The sequence below is a fragment of the Thermohahella caldifontis genome, assembly GCF_041153465.1.
In the GTDB taxonomy this organism is placed as follows: Bacteria; Pseudomonadota; Gammaproteobacteria; order Pseudomonadales; family Oleiphilaceae; genus Thermohahella; species Thermohahella caldifontis.
Genome location: NZ_CP154858.1, coordinates 3,034,060 through 3,053,591, shown reverse-complemented (window position 1 = coordinate 3,053,591; position 19,532 = coordinate 3,034,060). Strand labels below are relative to the sequence as shown.

Genomic DNA, 19,532 nt, shown 5'->3' with positions numbered 1-19,532 from the left:
GGCGCCGCCTGCCGGCGGCGCAAACCACACAAACACAAAGAAGACTTGGGGCATCCCTGCCGGAACATCTCCGTTTTCCGTTACCGGAAAGTTCAGAAGGTGTAATTGATCCGCGTGCGGAACACCGTCCTGCGGTCTTCCGGTCCGGCATCAGTCGCTTTCGACGAGCTCAGCGCCAAAGTAACACTGGCGTCAGGGATATCCGCAAACGCAATGGTGTAAGCACCGTAGGCCGTCAACACCTTGGGATTTGCGCCACTGCCGGTATCTGTGGTTGCATGGATGATCCCCAGCCCCATCGACCCCATGGTGACATTCGCACCCAATGTCATCACCTTGGTATCCGTCACCTTGTCTTTCAGGTGTGTCGCGTTGAGGTTGATGGCGGCACCGTTCAGGTTCAGGGCGCCGGTCAGGGCTGCGCCCTGCTTGTCCACACTGCCACCGCCCGTCAGATCGTATTTCATGCGCTCGGCGCCTGCGGTCAGGGTCAGATCGCCGTTACTGAAGGTGACGCTCGGGCGGATACCTGAAAAGGCGTCGGTATTGTTACCCGAGGCATCCGCATCCCCCCAGAGGGTATCCAGTTCCAGAGAAATCGATTCCGCAGGCTGATAGCGAACCGCAAACTGGCCGCCATTATCCCCCGCACGCCCGCGCACCAGATTCGCCTCATAGACCTGAGCCGAACCATCACCGGCGTGTGACACCACCGTATCCTTGCCGAGCGGGAACAGATTGATGGCTTCAAACCGCCCCGCCTGAAGCGACCAGTTCGATCCGGCAAATTTCACCCACATGTCATCAGAGGCGGCCGATCCGTCCTTTTTGATCAGCGCACTCCCTTTCCCCGACACCGTAAAATCACCGACCTGCTTTTCCCCCGTGACGTTCACTTCGATCCGGCCGCCCTGATCATATGCGGTTTGCTGACCGGAGGCCTTGGCAATGTCGGTATCCAGTTCGATGTTGGCACTCAAACCCATGTCCGCCTGAGCAAAAGACGAAGCCAGCGCAGTCACTGCCAGTGCAACACGGGCAGACAATGTTGTTTTTTTCATACCTTTTTCTTCCTGTTGTTATGCTGAATACGTCGAAAAACTCGACATTCAGCATGTTAAGCAGGAAGATTGGAGAGGTCTTACCAGATCGTTGCGTTTTATTACTACATTATTGCGGCAAATCAAACGTGTGCCCCGCAGATGCGACGATACGACTGCGGCTTCTCGCCAAACGTTCTGGAAAACACGTCATAAAAACGGGAAAGGGAACTGAACCCGCTGGCATAGGCAATTTCTGTCACGGGTGCCGCACTGGTCAGCAGGAGCTTGCGCGCCTCATGGATGCGCAAGGCCGTCAGGTACTGATTGATGGAGACGCCGACCACTTTTTTGAACTGAGTCATGGCCGTCGCCCGGTGGAGCCCTGCCACTCGCGCCACGTCATCTACCGCTATGGGGTCACGATAAGCCCGCCCCATGTATTCCAGCATGCGCATCACTCGTCGCATCTGACGCGGATCGTGTCCGGCCCTGACCAGCCTGGCCTGTGGATGGCCGCACGTGAGCATGGCACGCCGGATCACAACCGATATCTCATCAAGCACCAGCTCCCGCTCGGCACCCTGAAAGCACCCCAGTTCCGCCTGCCAGCGGCCTGCCAGCTCACGGATACGGTGACAGGGATCCCCGGAGCGCAGAAAGATGACGCCGCGGGAAAATACATGCTCTCGCCAGACAGGTGGAAGGCGCAGCTCAAAGGCTCCCTGAAGGGATGTTTCAAAATGCAGGCAGGCTGCATCGTCCCCGGTGTTGCCCATGATACAGGGCTGCAGGGCACTGCACAGCACCATTTCACCAGGCGACAGGGCATGCAGCGTGCCCCCGATCTGCACTTCAAGTGCCCCATGGCTGAGCCATAACCAACGGATACCACCATGCGGCGCCAGCGCTACCTGCCCCGCAGGTGCGCCGTATACACAGATTTCCTGTTTCACAGCACGTCCTCGACTCTTGTTCTTGTATGATGTTCGTGCGTGGTCGTAAAAGGGGCGGAAGCCCCCGTGGTTCGCATGCCTCAGCGGATGCGGGCCTCGGTTTGCGGGTCAAAGACCACGACGCGTGACAGGTCCATCATCAGTGGCTGCACCTCGCCCACCTTCACACAGTGATCCGGTGCGACACGGCAGGTCACTTCCGTGCCGTTGATGGTGACCTCCACCAGGTTGTCGGGTCCGGTGGGCTCCACGACATCCACCGGTGCTTCCAGTGTCACGACATCTTCACGGCCCGCTTCCTGGGGCTGGACATGGGTCAGCCGCTCCGGCCGGATCCCCACGATGACGTCCTTGCCCAGGTGGCTGGCCAGTCCGGCAGCCTGACGCTGAAGCGGCATGAACCAGCGCTTGCCGGCAGCGCTGAACCACACGCCCACAGCGCCCTCGTGCTGTTCGACCGTGGCGCGAATGAAGTTCATCGAGGGCGAGCCCATGAAGCCGGCCACAAACAGGTTCTCCGGCTCGTCGTACACTTGCTGGGGCGTGCCGAACTGCTGTACCTGTCCGTCCTTCATGACCGCAATGCGGTCGGCCAGCGTCATGGCCTCGATCTGATCATGGGTCACGTACACGATGGTGGTGCCCAGCCGGTGATGCAGCTTCTTGATTTCCGTGCGCATGTCCACCCGCAGTTTGGCATCCAGGTTGGACAACGGCTCATCAAACAGGTAGATCTTGGGCTTGCGGGCCAGTGCACGCCCCATGGCCACCCGCTGACGCTGACCACCGGAAAGCTGGGACGGCTTGCGGTCCAGCAGGTGGTCAATCTGCAGCAGTTTCGCCACGTCCAGCACGATGGCATCCCGTTCCGCCCTGGGCACACCGCGCATTTCCAGTGCAAAGCTCATGTTCTCGCGCACGTTCATGCTCGGGTACAGGGCGTAGGACTGGAATACCATGGCGATATCCCGGTCCTTGGGGTTGCGGTGCGTGACATCCTCTCCGCCGATGAGAATCTCGCCACTGGTCACACTCTCCAGCCCCGCAATCATGTTCATGAGCGTGGATTTTCCGCACCCCGAAGGGCCGACGAGAATCAGAAACTCCCCGTCTTCGATACTCAGGTTGATGCCCTTGAGCACTTCGGTCTGACCAAAGGCTTTCTTGACGTTCTTGATTTCCAGGCTTGCCATTTTACTGAAACCTCTCGTTAACCCTTGACTGCGCCGGCGGTCAGACCGCGCACGAAATACTTGCCTGCCAGTACATACACCAGCAGCGTGGGCAGTGCGGCATACATGGCCGCGGCCATGTGGACGTTGTACTCCTTCACCCCTGTGGACGTGTTGACCAGGTTGTTCAGCGCCACGGTAATGGGCTGGGTCTCACCACTGGCATACACCACGCCGAAGAGGAAATCATTCCAGATCTGGGTGAACTGCCAGATGATGGTGACCACGATGATGGGCGTGGAAACGGGCAGGAGAATACGCCAGAAGATGCGGAAGAAGCCGGCACCATCCAGTTGGGCCGCCCGGACCAGTTCATCCGGAATGCTGACATAGAAGTTCCGGAAAAACAGGGTGGTGAAGGCGAGTCCGTAGACCACATGGACGAACACCAGCCCGGCTGTGGTATTGGCCAGCCCCAGCTTGCCCAGCGTGGAGGCCATGGGCAGCAGCACCACCTGGAAGGGAATGAAGCAGCCGAACAGCAGCAGGCCGAAGAACACATTGCTGCCACGGAACTTCCACTTGGTGAGGGCATAGCCGTTGAGGGCACCCAGTGCGGTGGAAATGAGCACCGCCGGCACCACGATCTGGATGGAGTTCATGAAGTACCCCCCACCCCTTCGCACTTGACCCCGGTACAGGCACTGGACCAGGCCTTGATCCAGGGCTCGAGGGTCCACTCGGTGGGCAGGCTGAGCAGGTTGCCGCTGCGAATGTCCCCCATGCTCTTGAACGAGGTCAGCACCATCACCACCAGCGGCATCAGATAGATCAGCGCAAACAGGATCAGGGCGCCGTAGATCAGGCCACGCTGCCAGGTCTTACTTGTTTGCATCGTCGCCTCCTCTGAGTTCCGAATACAGATAGGGCACCAGAATGGCCAGCACGCCGGCCAGCATCATCATCGCACTGGCTGCACCGAAACCGATCTGGCTGCGGGTGAAGGAGTAGGTGTACATGAAGGTGGCCGGCAGGTCGGTGGAATAGCCGGGGCCGCCGCCGGTCATGGCCATGACGAGGTCGAAGCTCTTGATGGCGATGTGGGACAGGATGATCAGCGCGCTGAAGAATACCGGTCGCAGCGCCGGCAGAATGATGCGCCAGTAGATGCGTGGCATGGAGGCCCCGTCCAGCTGCGCCGCCTTGACGATACTGCTGTCGATCCCCCTCAGTCCGGCCAGAAACATGGCCATGACAAAACCGGACGATTGCCAGACGCCGGCAATCACCAGCGTGTAGATGGCCTTGTCCGGATCGATGATCCAGTCAAAACTGAAGTCGCTCCAGCCCCAGTCGCGGACCAGCTTTTCCAGTCCCAAGCCGGGGGTGAGAATCCATTTCCAGGCCGTACCGGTGACGATGAACGACAGGGCCATGGGGTAGAGGTATATGGTGCGCAGCGCGCCTTCCTGACGGATCTTCTGATCCAGCAGAATCGCCAGGATCACGCCGATCAGCAGACAGATCACCATGAACAGCCCACCGAAGATCATCAGGTTCTTGACCGCCACCCACCAGCGTTCGTTCTCGAACAGCTTTTCATACTGCAGCAGCCCGACAAACTTGTAGGTGGGCAGAAACCGGGAGTTCGTGAAGGACAGCACTGCCGTCCAGCCAATGTATCCGTATACGAAGATCAACATGACCACAAAGGTCGGTGCCAGAACGATCTTGGGCAGCTGGGCCTGAAGCCAGGGCACGACGCCGCCGGATGCCGGTGATGAAGACCGCATCTTGAACTACCTCTTGTGTGAAACGGTCGGGCGTGCCGGAGCACGCCCGAAAGGGGATCAGCTGGCTGCCTTGACGGCCTTGACGAGACGCTTGACGGCGTCTTCGGCACTCAGCATGTCATCATTGAAGAAGTTGGTGACCACATCATAGATGGCACCCTGGATGTAGGACGTGGTGGCCATGCCATGGGCCATGCTCGGTACCAGCTTGCCGGTCGCCGCGCTGGCGGTGAAGGCATCCATGGACGCATGGGCACAACTGTCGAAGGGTTTGGGTGACACGCCGGAAGTGACCGGAATGGAACCCTTGTTGATGTTGAACACGGTCTGGAATTCGGGCGAGAGAATCAGACGTGCCATGGCCTTCTGGGCTTTCTCGTTCTCCGCATTGTCCAGTTTGAACATGGCGAAGCTGTCAATGTTGAAGGTGAACATGCCCGTAGTGTCCGGCGCCGGCAGACAGACATAGTCCACACCCGGCTTCTTGCCGGCCGCCGTGAACTCGCCCTTGGCCCAGTCACCCATGATCTGCATGGCCGCCTTGCCGTTGATCACCATGGAGGTGGCAATGTTCCAGTCGCGCCCGGGGGCATCCTTGTCGATGTACTTGCGCAGCCCCTTGAAGGTCTTGAAGATCTCGACCATCTTCTGGCTGCCCAGCGTGGCTTCGTCATGCTCGACAAAGGCCTTGCGGTAGAAATCCGCGCCGCCCATGCCCAGGGCCACGGCTTCAAAGAGTGTGGCGTCCTGCCAGGCTTGTCCGCCATGTGCGAGCGGGATGAAACCGGCCTTCTGAATGGCGTCTGCCGCCTTGGGGAAATCTTCCCAGGTGGTGGGAATGGCCACGCCGGCCTTGCGGAACACCTCCGGGTTGGCCCAGAGCCAGTTCACACGGTGTACGTTGACCGGCACCGCGACATAGTGCCCCTCATATTTCATGATGTCAGACACCACCTTGGGCAGCTTGGCGTCCCACTGGTTCTGCTTCGCCACATCATCCAGATTGGTCAGCAGGCCCAGGCTGGCCCACTCCTGAATGTCCAGACCCTTGATCTGGGCAGCCGCAGGCGGATTGCCGGAAACGGCGCGGGACTTGAGAACGGTCATGGCAGATTCGCCGCCACCGCCGGCCACTGCGAAATCTTTCCAGGTATGACCCTCTTTTTCGAGCATGGTCTGAAGGGCCTTGGCTGCGGCCGCTTCGCCACCGGATGTCCACCAGTGCAGGACTTCCACTTCGCCCGCCCAGGCGGTGGTGGCCGTGACACAGGCTGCAGACAGGGCTGCAGCGGAGAGTACGTGCTTCATTGCTGATTTCATGGGATTAACCTTCTGTTTATTGTTGTCGATCCGTAAGAACAACACCTGATCATCGGGTGTACACCCAGTATAGGGAGGTCAGGACCGTGTTTGGGTAAAGCAGTCCCAAGAAATGTAACAAAGTCTTAACGGGCAGGTTGCCGGGAGAAGAGGACGTCCACCACCAGACCGCCAGCATGATGATTGCGCAGTCGCAGCTCTCCGCCCAGCGCGTTGACAATGCTCTTCACGATGCTCAGCCCCAGGCCCGTGCCGCCGGTATTGCGGTTGCGTGACCCTTCCAGACGCACGAACGGCTCCGTGACCCGGTCCAGATCCTTTTCCGGGATCCCGGGGCCGAAGTCGCGCACCTGAATGATGAAGTGTGCCCTGTCCGCCATCAGCCGGACATCCACCCGTCCACCGTACTTGATGCCGTTGTCGATCAGGTTCGTGAGTGCCCGCCGCAGGGCCAGCGGCTTGGTATGCAGCTCCGCCTTGCCCCGGATTGCGCAGGTATAGGTCATGAGGGACCGGTTACGCAAGGTGTACTGACCGGCGATCTGCTCCAGAAACGCGTCCAGATCCACCCAGCTTGCGGATTCGTTCAGGGCCGTTTCCTTCACTGCCCTGAGGGCCCCGTTGACCAGCAGTTCCAGCTCCTCCAGATCAGCAATGAACTTGTCCCGCTGGGTATCATCCCCGATCATTTCTGCCCGCAATCGCAGGCGGGTGATGGGCGTCTTGAGATCATGCGAGATGGCGGAAAACATCTGTTCCCGGTCACGGATATAGCCCCGGATCCGGGTCTGCATCAGATTGAATGCCCGGGCCAGCGCGGCCAGCTCCGTGGAGCCGGTTTCCGGCAGCAGCGGGTGGGACTTCTCCCGCCCCAGCATCTCGGCGGCGCGGGCCAGCCGTCGCAGCGGTCGGGTCAGCCCCCGCACCCAGAGCAGCGCCACCACCAGTACCGCGATGGTGGAGGCACCGATGCTCCAGAGTTGGGCGGGGCTGAGCGGCTCGGCTTCCAGGGCCCCGTCCGGGGTGGGCAGCACGGTCGCCAGATAGAGCCACTGGTCATCCTTCAGGCCCATCTGCACCACCATGATGGGCGATGACCGGGGCTTGAGCAGCAGGCTGTGGTGCCCCCATCCCGGCGGCAGTTCCAGCAGGCGGGTATTGTTGTTGAATACACGCAGATCCTCAGCGAAGGCAAACTCCACCTCCGGCCTGAGCTGCGAACCCAGTTCGCTCACCAGCACCTCGCGGACCGCCGCGCTGATCCGCCGCTTGATCGCGGAGTCGGGAATGGGCGTCACCTCGATGTGCTCGTTGTTGAGCGTCACGAAGAAGCGCGAGCCCCCCATCCTGCGCAGCTGGTCCAGCACGATATGCCGGTAATCCCTGGGGAGCTGCCCGAAAAAGCGTACGGTCGATGCAATGCTGTAGGCCAGCTGCCGCCCCAGACTGATCACCGTTTCATCATGGGCCTGCCGCGCCTGACGCTGCCAGATCCAGATGGACAGCCCCTGCGCCGCCAGCAGGGTCAGCAACAGCATGATCACCAGCCGGGCACGCAGGCTCCGGGGCCAGCGCAGCTCAGGCATGCTCGGTTTCCACCGGCACGGCGAGCACGTACCCCTTGCCGCGCACGGTCTTGATAATGTGCGGACAACGGGCATCATCCCCCAGCCGGCTGCGCAGGCGGCTCATGTGCACGTCGATGGACCGGTCCAGCGGCTGACAGGGTCGCCCGCTCAGTCGCATGGAGATGTCGTCCCGGCTCACCTCCTGCCCGGCCCGCTCCAGCAACAGGCAGAGCAGCCTGAAATCGGCACCGGTGAGGTCTTCTTCCCGCCCGTCGGCATCCCGCAGCGCCCGGCGCGTCAGATCCAGGGTCCAGCCGGCAAAGTGCCAGGCCCTGACCGGTTTGTCCTGCCGGTCACCCGTATCCTCCCGCCCCGTCCGGCGCAGGATGGCGCGGATACGGGCCAGCAACTCGCGGGGATTGAAGGGCTTGGCCACATAGTCGTCGGCCCCCAGCTCCAGTCCCACGATCCGGTCCGTGTCATCGGCATTGGCGGTCAGCATGAGCACCGGCACATCGGAGTAACGACGGATTTTCTGGCACAGGGAAAAGCCGTCCTCCCCCGGCAGCATGATATCCAGTACGATCAGATCCGGCTCATGCCGGGCCAGCAGGGCCTGCATGGCTTCCCCGTCTTCCGCCAACAACGTGTCGAAACCGTTGCGGCGCAGGTAATCGCCCAGCAGCTCGCGGATTTCCAGATCATCATCGACAACGAGAAGGGTCTTGCGACTTTCAGTCATGTTCCGGTCATTCTTGTTCTATCGCCTTCACGGCCTTGCACGCTATAATCGCCGCTCACGCGCGGGAGTCAAGCATGTTTGCCTTTCTGGATTTCTTCGGTCTCACGGTCTTTGCCATTTCCGGTGCCCTGGAAGCGGGACGCCGGCGCTTTGATCTGTTCGGTGTTCTGGTCGTGGCCTTCGTGACCGCACTGGGCGGTGGCACCCTGCGCGACCTGATTCTCAACGCCCATCCCGTCAGCTGGCTGGCCAATACCCACTACCTGAATGCGGCCCTGCTGGCCGGTCTCGGCACCTTCCTCTGGGCCCGGGCAGCCCCCATTCCGATGCGTGCGCTGGAAGTGGCCGACGCCATCGGTCTGGCCTTCTTCACCGTCAGCGGGGCGCAGAAAGCCTTGTCGTTAGGACATGACGTGGAAGTGGCCATGATCATGGGCATGACAACCGGCGTGGCCGGCGGTGTAATCCGGGATATTCTCTGCAACGAGATCCCGCTCATCTTTCACAAGGAAATCTACGCCACCCCGGCCCTGCTGGGTGCGCTGGCCTATGTCTATGGCACCCATCTGGGCTGGGGCGATCTGGCTGCCTGGGGCGGCATGCTGGTGACGCTGCTGCTGCGTCTGGCGGGTATTTATTTTGGCTGGTCGTTGCCGGCCTTTCTGTCCGTCTCGGATACCTCCGCAGGACGTGACGGAGGGGGGCCGTAAAGTGCCCAGAAGCGCTGCTCGTCAAATCCCTGCATGCGTTTGCCGTTGACGATCAGCAACGGCGTTCCCTGCCCGCCCAGCTTGATGAAGTAATTCCGGGCGGCCTCCGAGGTACTGATATCAAACTCTTCGTAGGGGATGCCGTACTTGTCGAACGTCCTTTTCGCCACATAACAATAGATACAGGCCGGTGCGGAAAAGATATAGACCTTTTGGGGAGGTGATGCTTCCGCTTCTGCCGCAACGGCGATCCTGAACGGAGCCACCCCCAGAAAGATCAGCAACAGGGCGATCCATCCGGTTGTCCGTATTCCGCTGCGCGGTGTCGTACCTGCTTTGCTTGCCATTTTGAATCCCAGCCCTTAATCTGCTCCAATCCTTTGAAGCCTTCTTCCGCAAAAAGTTCCGGAGTGCCCGTGTCCGATTACTGGTCCGAGTTCCTGACAGTCGCCATCATCCATCTTCTCGCCGTGGCCAGTCCCGGTCCCGATTTTGCCGTTGTCCTGCGACAGAGTCTGTGCAAGAGTCGCAGTGTGGCACTCTGGACCTCGGCCGGCATCGGTACGGGCATCCTGTTCCACGTCACCTACTCGCTGATCGGTATCGGACTGCTGATTGCCCAGTCCATCTGGCTGTTCACCGTCCTCAAGATGGTGGGTGCCCTGTATCTGCTGTATGTGGCCTGGCAGTGCCTGCATGCCAGACCACTGGATGCCTCGGCCCTGGATGCGGCAGCGGGCGACGCCACCGGGCACTGGCAGGCCTTCCGGCTCGGCCTGCTGACCAACGTGCTCAACCCCAAGGCCACCCTGTTCTTCGTGGCCCTCTTCTCGGTCGTGATCCAGCCGGACACGCCCAAGTGGGTCCAGGGCATCTACGGTCTGTGGATGAGCGTGGCCACTGCGGTCTGGTTCGGCATGGTCAGCTGGCTGCTTTCCGCCCGCCGCTTCCGGGAAGCCTTCCGCCGCCATGTCCATCGTGTCGAACGCCTGATGGGCGTGGTGCTCGCGGGCCTGGCTGCACGCCTGTTTCTGGCTACACGGGACTGATTTCAGGCGCAACCGGCATTTCCGGTCTATAGTTCAGAAAACTCTTTCTGTGACCGGGAGCTGTTGTCATGCCTGCATGGGGTCGTTATTTCAGAAGTCGCCTGTTGTTGCCCGTATTTGCCGTATTGTTGGTGGCCATCGTGCTTCAGGTGGCCGTCAGCATTCTGGTTTCCCGCGCAAACCTGATGGCCATGCAGGGCTCGGTTCAGGAGGCTCTGGGCCAGAGCGGTGAAGCCATTTCCAAAGAGCTTTCCGGCGTCCAGTCCGACATTAACCGTCAGATGGTCAGTCTGGCGGAGAATGTGAGCACCTCCATGGACAAGGCGCTTGAAGCGCGTCTGACCCAAGAGCAGCAAGGCATCAGCACCCGTATCCGCGACACCCTCACCGGCAGCGCCCGGCGTGTGGCCGAAGTGATTGCCGCCGTATCGCCGCCCGCCGTCTGGGACAAGAACATCCCCGAACTGACGCGGCTGGCACAGATGGCCGACCAGGACGAAGCTGTCGTCTTCGCCGTCTTCTTCGATCAGGATCAGAAATACATGACCCGCTATCTGGACCGTACCGACCCTCGTGTCCAGCAACTGCTGGCCTCCAGCACCGTGCGGGGCTCGGTCAACAAGGTTCTGGATGCGGCATCCCGCTCGAATCACATCGACGTGATCCGGGTCAACATCGAACCCCAGGGCGTGGTGATCGGTCAGTTCGTGATTGGCGTCTCCACGGAAAAAGTGAAGGCCGAAATGGCAGCGCTCAGGCAACGCTTTGATGACCTCCGCAAGGAAACCGGCACAACCGTTGCCGGGATCATCGGCCAGCAGGCAGGCCGGGTCGGGGATGCCCTCAAGGGGTCACTGCGCAAGGTGGATGTCACACTGGACGACGCCATCACCCGCACCGGACACCACATCCGTCAACAGGCCGGCAAGCTGATGACCCTGTTGGGGTCGCTGTCTGTCCTGCTCGGGGCGGCACTCTTTGTGGTGATGTTTGCGGTGTTGTCCATGCGCGTGGTGGCCCGCATCAACCTGTTGCGCGAGGCGGTCCGGACCGTTGCCCAAGGGGAAGCTGACCTGACCCAACGCATCCGCATGGCCGGGCGGGACGAGATTGTGGAGACCGCCAGCGGACTCAATGCCTTCATCGAGCGCGTTCAGAGCATCATCCATACCGTGAACGGCCGGGCCCGGGCAGCCCGGGACAAGGCCGAAGCGCTGGCCCGGCTCGCCGACCACGCTCAGGATTCCGTCATGACCCAGAAGTCCGAGATCGACCAGATCACCTCGGCCATTTCCGAAATGAGCAGTACGGCACATCATGTCTCGGAAGCCGTTCAGCAAGCCGCCCAGGGTATCGAGTCCATCCGTTCGGAAACCCGGGAAACGGCACAGATCGCTGACAAGGTCCGCGAGCGACTGACGGCTCTGGTTCGTCATGTCCAGGATTCACAGGCGGTGGTCACCGAGCTGGACAGCCATACTCACGACATCGGCTCGGTGCTGGACGTGATCCGCAGCATCGCCGAGCAGACCAACCTGCTGGCGCTGAACGCCGCCATCGAGGCGGCCCGGGCGGGCGAAAGCGGGCGCGGTTTTGCCGTGGTGGCCGACGAGGTACGCGCACTGGCCTCGAAAACCCAGCAATCCACGGAAGAAATCCAGACGCTGATCGAGCGCCTTCAGGAAGGCAGCCGCAATGCGGTCGAGCAAACGGAGCAAGCCGTGGTCAATGCCCGCGAGAGCCAGGCCGCCTTCAGCGAGTCGGATGACCATCTGGGCCGGGTCAACAGCGCCGTGGAAAGTGTCTTTGCCCAGGCCACCGAAATTGCCTCCATGGCCGAGGAACAGAGCAGCGTGTCCGAGGAAATCCACCGCAACATCGTCGCCATCAACGACGCGGCCGATGCCACATCCGAAGCGGTGGCAACCGCAGCCCGGGAAGCCGCCGGCATCCGGGAGGCCGTTCAGGACGTGAGCACGCAGGTTCAGCAGTTCCGGGTCTGACGCCGCAGGCCCGGCAAGCCTTGACGGGGCGACTGCCGGGCCGGTGGATCAGCGTGCTGCCACCACTTCGGCCAGGCGGCTCAGCTCGGTACGGGTCTGCTCCCAGCCTATGCAGGCATCCGTGATGGACTGGCCATAACGCAGGGCATCCCGGTTGGTCAGATCCTGCCGCCCCTCCTCGATGAAGCTTTCCACCATCACACCCATGATCGGCGCACCATGGGCAAGCTGGGTCCGGACGCTGGCCAGCACCCCGGACTGGTTCCGGTAATCCTTGCCCGAGTTGCCGTGGCTGGCATCAATCATCAGACGCGGGCGCAGCCCGGCTTCCAGCATTCGCGCGCTGGCTTCGCGGACGCTGTCGGCATCATAGTTGGTGCCCTGCCGGCCTCCGCGCAGGATCAGGTGTGTATCCGGGTTGCCGGGTGTGGTCACCATGCCGACCCGGCCATCCGGCAAGACCGTGGGAAACATCTGGCTGGCGCGGCTGGCACGCATGGCATCAATGGCAATCTGCACGCAGCCTTCGGTACTGTTCTTGAATCCGATCACCGCATCCAGACCGCTGGCCATTTCCCGGTGTATCTGACTCTCGGTGGTCCGGGCACCAATGGCGACCCAGCTCAGCATGTCCTGCAGGTAGCGGGTGACGATCGGGCTCAGGGCCTCGGTGGCCACGGCCAGCCCGCTGCGTACCACCTCACGCATGAGATGACGTGACTGCTCCAGACCAAAGGCCAGATCGTGGCTGCCATCCAGGTGCGGATCATAGGCCAGACCTTTCCAGCCCACAGTGGTGCGCGGTTTTTCCACGTAGACCCGCATGACCAGCTGGAGGGTATCCGCCACGTCCTCCTGCAACCGGGCCAGGCGCTCGGCGTAGTCCAGTGCCGCGCCCACATCGTGAATGGAACAGGGCCCCACCACCACGGCCAGCCGGTTGTCTTCGCCACGCAAAATTTTGCGCAGGTCATGCCGGCTGCGCTTGATGGCGGCCTTGTCGCTGGCTGTCAGCGGCAGACGCTGGGCCAGTTGCTCCGGTGATGGCAGTGCCACCACCGACTCTCGTGAAGGTTGCAGACTCATGTCCTGTGCCTGTGTTGTTTGCCCCGTCATTTCAGTGTCCTCATGTCTTGCCGTTGTGTGATGTTGATCTGCGGGGCATTAAAAAAGCCCCGCCGGGACTGCCTGCGGAGCTTCTTTTCAAGATGGTTTTACTCCGGAAGGCAGTCTGGTGGGTCAGACGTGCCTTCCTGCCGGCGCGCCTAACCCTGGTTAAACCAAAAATAAAACCAGTACTGACCGCCGGACACGAACAGGCCCGCAGCGTTTGCCGCGTTGTGATTCATGCTGTGTTGCATGGGCCGGTTCATCTGCTTGCCTGTTCGTTTCAACTCTGATCGGATTTCATACTAGCGTCAGCGTCTGCACTTTGCAACCTTCCGGTTCGGTCGGGGCGCATGTTCAATCCGTCCGGGCTGTGTGCTCAATCCGGCCGGTGTGTTCAATCCGTCCGGGCTCCTCCGGCGGCTGCGGTGCACGCACCTGAGGCCGCCTTCGGCGTCCGGACGGATCCAACGGGGCACATCAACCTCCTTCCGGAAGCGGGCAACACGTACCCAAGGCCGCCCTTGGAGTCCGGAGGGATTCAACGGGGCACATCGGCCTTCTGGCGGAAGCGGGCAGCACGCACCCAAGGCCGCCTTCGGAGTCCGGAGGGATCCACAGGCCGTTCACGGCGCAGAGCCTGAAGAGGCTGACTGGCCGGTACCTGCAGCCACCGTGACAGGAATGCACCTGATCTGCCTCGGATCTTCGTACGGCCCATCCATGCATATTGTCTGAGCAGTGCGCTTCGGGGGCTGCCCCGGGTAGTAGGGGTTGCTCAGACTCGCAGGATCAGCCCCACGATGGTTAAACAGATAGATTTTCAGATTCAGGTCCAGCAGCAGCCCGACGTATTTCCGGAGATCTTCACTCCCGGTATTCAACAGGATATTCCCGGCATAGTTGCTGATCCAGGGGGTCGTCTCCGGCTTGAGCGGTACCTTGATCGCCTCAGCAAACGCCGCATGCTCCATCAACGACAGTTCAGCAAGCCTGTCATACACGGGCGCCATGGCATTGGCTGTCATGTTCGGTTTGAATAACAGGCGCACGTACCAGCCCGGCACAGGTTCATCCTCAGCAAAAAAACCGGGGTTCCTGTCCATCTTCCGCAGCAGCCGGTAATGGCCTCTGAATTCTCTCGCCGCGATACGCCTCACGTCCCTTTCCTCAACCGTGAGCTGATCAACGGTCAGCCCTTCAGGAACCGAACGGCTCGATATCAACGCGAGAATATCCAGGGTATCGGCCATGTTTGAAGCGACCACCGCCCGGCCGAGAAACGTGTCCTGCAGCTTCAGGTGCTTTCTCGTTCTGGCCAGCAAATCAAGCAGCGCATGAACGGCCGGCCCGGGCTGATCCGTGTTGTACAAGGCAATTGCTCCGAGCAGTTCCAGTCTCAGGCCGGCAGAAAGATAGAAAAGATAATCAAACGGTTCCTGAATGTCGGGAAGGGCCGTCGTCCGGTAACTGTCAAACATCAGAAATTGTTGAACACGCTCCCGGAGCGCCCGGTTCTCTTCGCCGAGCTGTTTCATGTCATCAGCAGTGATGGCCAAAAGACGTGTGATACAGTCCGGCTCCCGACGACTGCAAAAATAGCCTCCCTGAGGCAGTTCAATTTCCTTTGCTGCCGTCCTTTGTCCGGGGAAGAGACCTTCACTTGTGTCCTTGTGCTCAGGGTCAGCCGGTTGCGCTGAACCGGTCAGGTCCCTGCCGGGTTCGGTTCCCTGTTCAAGCAGGGCATGATATTGCGCCAGGCGCATCTTTCCCCAGCGAATGGGGGCCTCATTCTCCGGCGCAGCGATTCCGAAAAGAAAAAGAAAGGCCTCATTCGGCGTTCCGGTTTCGGACAGGTTCAACCATTTCCGGGATGAGCCGGACAATTCCTCATCTGTTTGTCCCCAGCCGGAAACATAGGCAATCCCGCCTGACAGCAGTGCAAAAAAGATCACTATTCCCTTGATCATGATTCGTCCCTTGGTGGTTTCTTCCGTGAGAATGCGAATTGTAGCTGAATTGAACTGCCCTGGCACCGTCCGGCTCGGTCGGGGCGTGAGTTCAATCTGTCCGCGACAGCTGTTCAATCCGTCCGGGCTGTGTGCGTTCCATCCGTCCGGGCTCCTCCGGCGGCTGCGGTGCACGCACCTGAGGCCGCCTTCGGAGTCCGGACGGATCCAACGGGCACATCAGTCTCCTTCCGGAAGCGGGCAACACGCACCCAAGGCCCCCTTCGGCGTCCGGACGGATACAATGGGCACATCAGCCTTCTGGCGGAAGCGGGCAACACTCACCTGAGGCTGCCTTCGGAGTCCGGGGGGATCCACAGGCCGTTCACGGCGCGGGGTCCGGCACCGGGTCAGCCTGCTCCTGCACGGACATGTAGAGTTCTTCAGGGCCCGGCATGGGTGAAGGTTGCGGGACGAAGCTGACCTTCTCCGTGGCATTTTCCCGCACACGGCTGAGGTGGAAGGCGTAGCCCGCCAGCACAATACAGCATGCGGCAATGAACACGAACAGACCAACCGGTCCCAGCCACCCCATGAACAGTGCAGTCATGAGCGGCCCGGCTACGGCGCCGCCGCCATAACCGATGAGCAGCGTGGCCGCAATTCTTGCCCGCTTGTCCGGATCACACCAGTCATTGGCATGGGCAGCAGAAAGCGAGTAGAGGGTGAGTGCGAGACTGCCGAACAGGAAGGCACTGACCATCAGGGTGACGAGCGAGGGCGAAAACTTCACCTGCAGGACGATCAGTGCACTGCACAGGGCACTTGCCGTAGCCACGGCGCTGATGACCACTCGCCTTTCCATCCTGTCCGACAGTTTCCCCAGAGGGATCTGAAGTGCCAGTCCACCCAGTATGCCGGCGGCCATGAAATAACTGATTTCCGTGGTGGAAAAGCCCATGCCGTCCGCAAACACCGGCGCCATCGAAAAAAAGGATGCGGAGACAATGCCTGCACAGGCGGCGCCCCAGAATCCCACCGGCGCGCGGGACAACACGTGCTTCAGGGCAATGCCGTTATCGTGCTCCAGATCAGGTGCGATAGCACGGGTCATGAGCAGCGGAATGACGGATAGTGAGAAGAATACGGCGCAGATCGCGTAGGGATTGAAGGTGCTCAGATCCCACACCGGCAGCAGAAGCTGAGCGGCACCGTAGGCCATGTAATTGACGACCATGTAAAGCGCCAGCACACTGCCACGGCTGGCATTGTCCGCCCGGTCATTGAGCCAGCTTTCCGTCACCATGAACAGACCGGCCAGGCACCAGCCATCCGTCAGCCTGAACAGGCTCCAGACAGCCGGTACCGGCCAGAGGGTATAAATGAGTGGCGAGATGGACAGCAGGGAGGCGAAAGCTGCAAAGGCCCGGATATGGCCGGCCCGCCTGACAACCCGCCCCGCATACATGGCACCGAGAAACATGCCGAGAAAGTAGAGTGCCATCATCAGTCCGGTCACCCGGGTACCGAACCCCTCGGCCATGGCTCGCAGGCCGAGCAGCGTTGTGAGCAGCCCGTTCGCCAGAATCAGCAGGCCGTAACTGGTAAACAGGGAAACAAAGGAACGCAGGTGAGGCAGCATCAGAAATGTACAGCTCTGATGCAACGGCTCCCGCAGGGCGCCCATGGTGCCTCACCGCTGCGAAACATCTGGGCAGCGGCCCGTTCTCTGATCCTGATCTGTCCCGGCATTCTGCCCTCCTGCCTTCAGTTTGGGGCAGGCGGGCAGATCGGTCAACCACTTTACTGCGTTCACTGTCCGGGCCCCGGCCCCGGCCGGAGTGCCAGGACTTCCCTTCAGCCCTTCCAGGCCCTGCGCAGGGCGCTGATGACCTGGTTGCGCCAGGGGCTGTCGGCCCGGATGAAGACGGGCGGCTGGTTCAGCGGTGCAGGCACCCAGGCCCAGCGGCCGTTGGCCGGGTTGAAGCGGTTCCACCAGGGTTGGGTGGGCTTGCCTGCGTCGCCATACGCCTTGCCGGTCCAGACGTTGATCCAGGTGCCGGCGGGGAAGTAGACCTTCTTCCAGGTACGCTGCTTGTTGACGATGGGCGCCACCAGGACGTCCGATCCCAGCAGGAAGTGGTCCTTCAGGCCCGCCAGTTCTGCGTCTTCCGGGTAATGCAGCATGGGATGGCGCACCAGCGGATAGCCCTTGTTCGCCGCTTCCCGAATGAATTGGCTGCGGTACGGGGCCAGCGCCGCATACACCCGGGCCCAGCGGGCAAAGGCATTCAGGGTATCGTTATCCGAATAGAACTGGGCATTTTCCTCCGGTTGATTGCCTTCATGAGTGCGGAACGCGGCCGTGAAGGCGTTGGCTTCCATCCAGCGCAGCAGCAGTTCCTTTTCGCGCGAGTAGCCCAATCCCCACTTGCTGAGCGAGGTGTAGCCACCGATATCGCTGTGGTTGAGGGTGATGCCGGAGAAGCCGCCGTTGATCAGGGCCAGCAGTGCACTCCGGAATCCGTCATGCTCGTCCCAGGTGACGGTCTGGTCGCCTTCCCAGAACAGGGTGCTGTAACGGGTGGAGCGGGTGAAGCCGGCGCGGTTGAAGAACACGATGTCCCCCAGGCGGCCGGTTTCTTCCAGTGCTTCCCGGTTCAGGCGCGCCCATTCTTCCACGTAGCGGTTGTGATAGGCGGCTCCGGTCTGACCATTGTAGAGCACCGCGTCAAACGGCAGGGCTTCGGCAAAGTCGGCCATCCAGCCGGAAAGGCCGCTGCCGATGAGGTTGTCGCGGATGATGTCCTTGTACCAGCGACGGGCAGCCGGATTGGACAGATCCAGCAGTCCGGCATCGAAGTCCGTATTGGTAATGGGATAGGGGCTGCCGTCAGCTTTCTTCACCAGATATCCGCGCGACAGCGCCTCCTGATAGAGGTTGCGCTGGTGCTGCCCCTTCAGGGATGCATCCACCATCATGGAGTTGATGTAACCCATGACCCGGATGCCGGCATCATGCAGGGTGTCAACCATCAGAGACCATTCGGGGTACTGATTCTCATCCAGTTCCCAGTTCCACCAGAGCTGAGAGCCAATGGTCGTCTTGCGCTTGCCGACCCAGTCCTGAAGCCAGAAGGCCGCGATGGGAGTATTGTGCGCGCGCAGTTTCTCCCAGATATCCAGTACCCGTTGGGTACCGCCCTGCATGCCCACGATGGCGCCTTGCTGTATCCAGGCGGGCAGTTCGGGCATGCGGCCGGTGTACTCGGTGAGTGCGGAGATCACGTCAAGCATGCGCCGGCCCTGAAGGATCCGTCCGGCCATGCGCCCTTCGAACAGGCGGATGCGCACTCGGTCGTTCTCGCGCAGGTCGAAAACGCTGTAGACATCATTTTCCAGCACCAGGCCCCGATTGAGGCTGGATACGAACTGGGGCATGGCGGCATAGGTGCTGTAGGCGTGCCCTGCCGAGCCCGGTGAAGCCAGGTTGATCACCGGTGCGATGACCGGGTGCGTGCGTCCGACTCCGTTTTCCTGGGCGATGACCGGCACCTCGTGCCCCTTGTGGTTGAGCACGCTGAATTGTTCGCCAAAGCCGTAAAAGCGTTCATCTGCCCGGCTCGCAAAGCGCAGTTCGCTGTAGTTGCCGGCGTTGTGCGACCAGTCAAAGCGAAGCTGGCCGGCGGACAGGGCACGGAAGCGCAAGGACCAGGTCCTGTTTCGGCACCGGCTGTCGCTGTCAAGGTAGCGGCCGGTCAGTTCCAGTGTATTCCCGCTGATCCGTGTCCCGGTGACCTGCTGCTGTTCACAGCGGTAGCGGACATGCTCGTCAATCGTGTAGGAGCCCCGGTTATCCTCCCCCTCCAGCGCATGGCCGCCGGCCACGGCAAAGGCTTCTCCGGGTACGGACTGCCAGAGCACCTTGCCGGGTTCCGTGCGCGACAGCACGCTGAGCTGATTGCCCGTCCAGCGGACCTCGAAGCTGCCGCTGCGCCACGTCACGGGACTGGCCGAAGCGGTCAGACCGGCCTGAGCACCGGCTGACAGCGCCAGGGTCAGAACCAGTGCAGATGAATACCTGAGCATGCGGATTCCTCCTGTTCGTTTTCCGAACATGCTA

General features: G+C 61.1%; 15 protein-coding genes and 1 pseudogene. 3 read left to right on the top strand and 13 right to left on the bottom strand.

The annotated features are described in order from the left end of the window. Positions 1–92: 92 nt before the first annotated feature. From AAIA72_RS14815 to AAIA72_RS14780, 8 genes and pseudogenes are all read right to left on the bottom strand, one after another. The gene (locus AAIA72_RS14815; RefSeq protein ID WP_369601064.1) at positions 93–1,061 is read right to left on the bottom strand and encodes a carbohydrate porin; all 969 of its coding nucleotides are present in this window, start codon (positions 1,059–1,061) and stop codon (positions 93–95) included. Between the two features lie 122 nt (positions 1,062–1,183). Further along, positions 1,184–1,996, bottom strand: coding sequence for a helix-turn-helix domain-containing protein (locus AAIA72_RS14810; protein WP_369601063.1), 813 nt, complete (start codon positions 1,994–1,996; stop codon positions 1,184–1,186). 80 nt (positions 1,997–2,076) lie between these two features. Continuing rightward, the gene (locus AAIA72_RS14805) at positions 2,077–3,189 is read right to left on the bottom strand and encodes an ABC transporter ATP-binding protein (RefSeq protein WP_369601062.1); all 1,113 of its coding nucleotides are present in this window, start codon (positions 3,187–3,189) and stop codon (positions 2,077–2,079) included. A 17-nt stretch (positions 3,190–3,206) separates the two neighbouring features. Then, positions 3,207–4,063 (bottom strand): annotated as a pseudogene (locus tag AAIA72_RS14800) (carbohydrate ABC transporter permease). Continuing rightward, complete coding sequence (locus AAIA72_RS14795) at positions 4,050–4,961, bottom strand: carbohydrate ABC transporter permease (RefSeq protein WP_369601061.1); 912 nt, start codon at positions 4,959–4,961, stop codon at positions 4,050–4,052. Before AAIA72_RS14795 ends, AAIA72_RS14800 begins: the two are co-directional and overlap by 14 nt. A gap of 57 nt (positions 4,962–5,018) precedes the next feature. Further along, the gene (locus AAIA72_RS14790; RefSeq protein ID WP_369601060.1) at positions 5,019–6,281 is read right to left on the bottom strand and encodes an ABC transporter substrate-binding protein; all 1,263 of its coding nucleotides are present in this window, start codon (positions 6,279–6,281) and stop codon (positions 5,019–5,021) included. Between the two features lie 125 nt (positions 6,282–6,406). After that, a complete protein-coding gene (locus tag AAIA72_RS14785; protein WP_369601059.1) occupies positions 6,407–7,867 on the bottom strand; it encodes an ATP-binding protein in 1,461 nt (486 codons plus the stop codon). Then, positions 7,860–8,591 carry a response regulator gene (locus AAIA72_RS14780; RefSeq protein WP_369601058.1) on the bottom strand — a complete coding sequence of 244 codons (732 nt, stop codon included), beginning with the start codon at positions 8,589–8,591 and terminating at the stop codon, positions 7,860–7,862. The genes AAIA72_RS14785 and AAIA72_RS14780 overlap by 8 nt, the downstream gene beginning before the upstream one ends. Before the next feature lie 74 nt (positions 8,592–8,665). Between AAIA72_RS14780 and AAIA72_RS14775 the strand changes: the two genes are divergently transcribed. Beyond that, the gene (locus AAIA72_RS14775) at positions 8,666–9,301 is read left to right on the top strand and encodes a trimeric intracellular cation channel family protein (protein WP_369601057.1); all 636 of its coding nucleotides are present in this window, start codon (positions 8,666–8,668) and stop codon (positions 9,299–9,301) included. Here the strand turns inward: AAIA72_RS14775 and AAIA72_RS14770 are convergent. Next, positions 9,226–9,648 carry a glutaredoxin family protein gene (locus tag AAIA72_RS14770; protein WP_369601056.1) on the bottom strand — a complete coding sequence of 141 codons (423 nt, stop codon included), beginning with the start codon at positions 9,646–9,648 and terminating at the stop codon, positions 9,226–9,228. The genes AAIA72_RS14775 and AAIA72_RS14770 overlap by 76 nt on opposite strands. 69 nt (positions 9,649–9,717) lie before the next feature. Here AAIA72_RS14770 and AAIA72_RS14765 point away from each other — a divergent pair, with 69 nt between their 5' ends. Beyond that, positions 9,718–10,350 (top strand): LysE family translocator, encoded by a 633-nt coding sequence (locus AAIA72_RS14765; RefSeq protein ID WP_369601055.1) that lies wholly within the window; start codon positions 9,718–9,720, stop codon positions 10,348–10,350. A gap of 68 nt (positions 10,351–10,418) precedes the next feature. Further along, complete coding sequence (locus AAIA72_RS14760) at positions 10,419–12,353, top strand: methyl-accepting chemotaxis protein (protein WP_369601054.1); 1,935 nt, start codon at positions 10,419–10,421, stop codon at positions 12,351–12,353. Positions 12,354–12,401: 48 nt separating this feature from the next. On the opposite strand, the gene AAIA72_RS14755 is transcribed toward AAIA72_RS14760, so the two are convergent. The 4 genes from AAIA72_RS14755 to AAIA72_RS14740 all read right to left on the bottom strand — a co-directional run bounded on the left by AAIA72_RS14755 (position 12,402) and on the right by AAIA72_RS14740 (position 19,498). Then, a complete protein-coding gene (locus AAIA72_RS14755; RefSeq protein ID WP_369601053.1) occupies positions 12,402–13,469 on the bottom strand; it encodes a 3-deoxy-7-phosphoheptulonate synthase in 1,068 nt (355 codons plus the stop codon). A 617-nt stretch (positions 13,470–14,086) separates the two neighbouring features. Beyond that, positions 14,087–15,430, bottom strand: a complete 1,344-nt coding sequence (locus AAIA72_RS14750; RefSeq protein ID WP_369601052.1) for a hypothetical protein — start codon at positions 15,428–15,430, stop codon at positions 14,087–14,089. Between the two features lie 364 nt (positions 15,431–15,794). Then, positions 15,795–17,096: an MFS transporter gene (locus tag AAIA72_RS14745; protein WP_369601051.1), complete on the bottom strand. Its 1,302-nt coding sequence runs from the start codon at positions 17,094–17,096 to the stop codon at positions 15,795–15,797. A gap of 170 nt (positions 17,097–17,266) precedes the next feature. Next, positions 17,267–19,498, bottom strand: coding sequence for an alpha-glucosidase (locus tag AAIA72_RS14740; protein WP_369601050.1), 2,232 nt, complete (start codon positions 19,496–19,498; stop codon positions 17,267–17,269). Between the last annotated feature and the right edge of the window lie 34 nt (positions 19,499–19,532).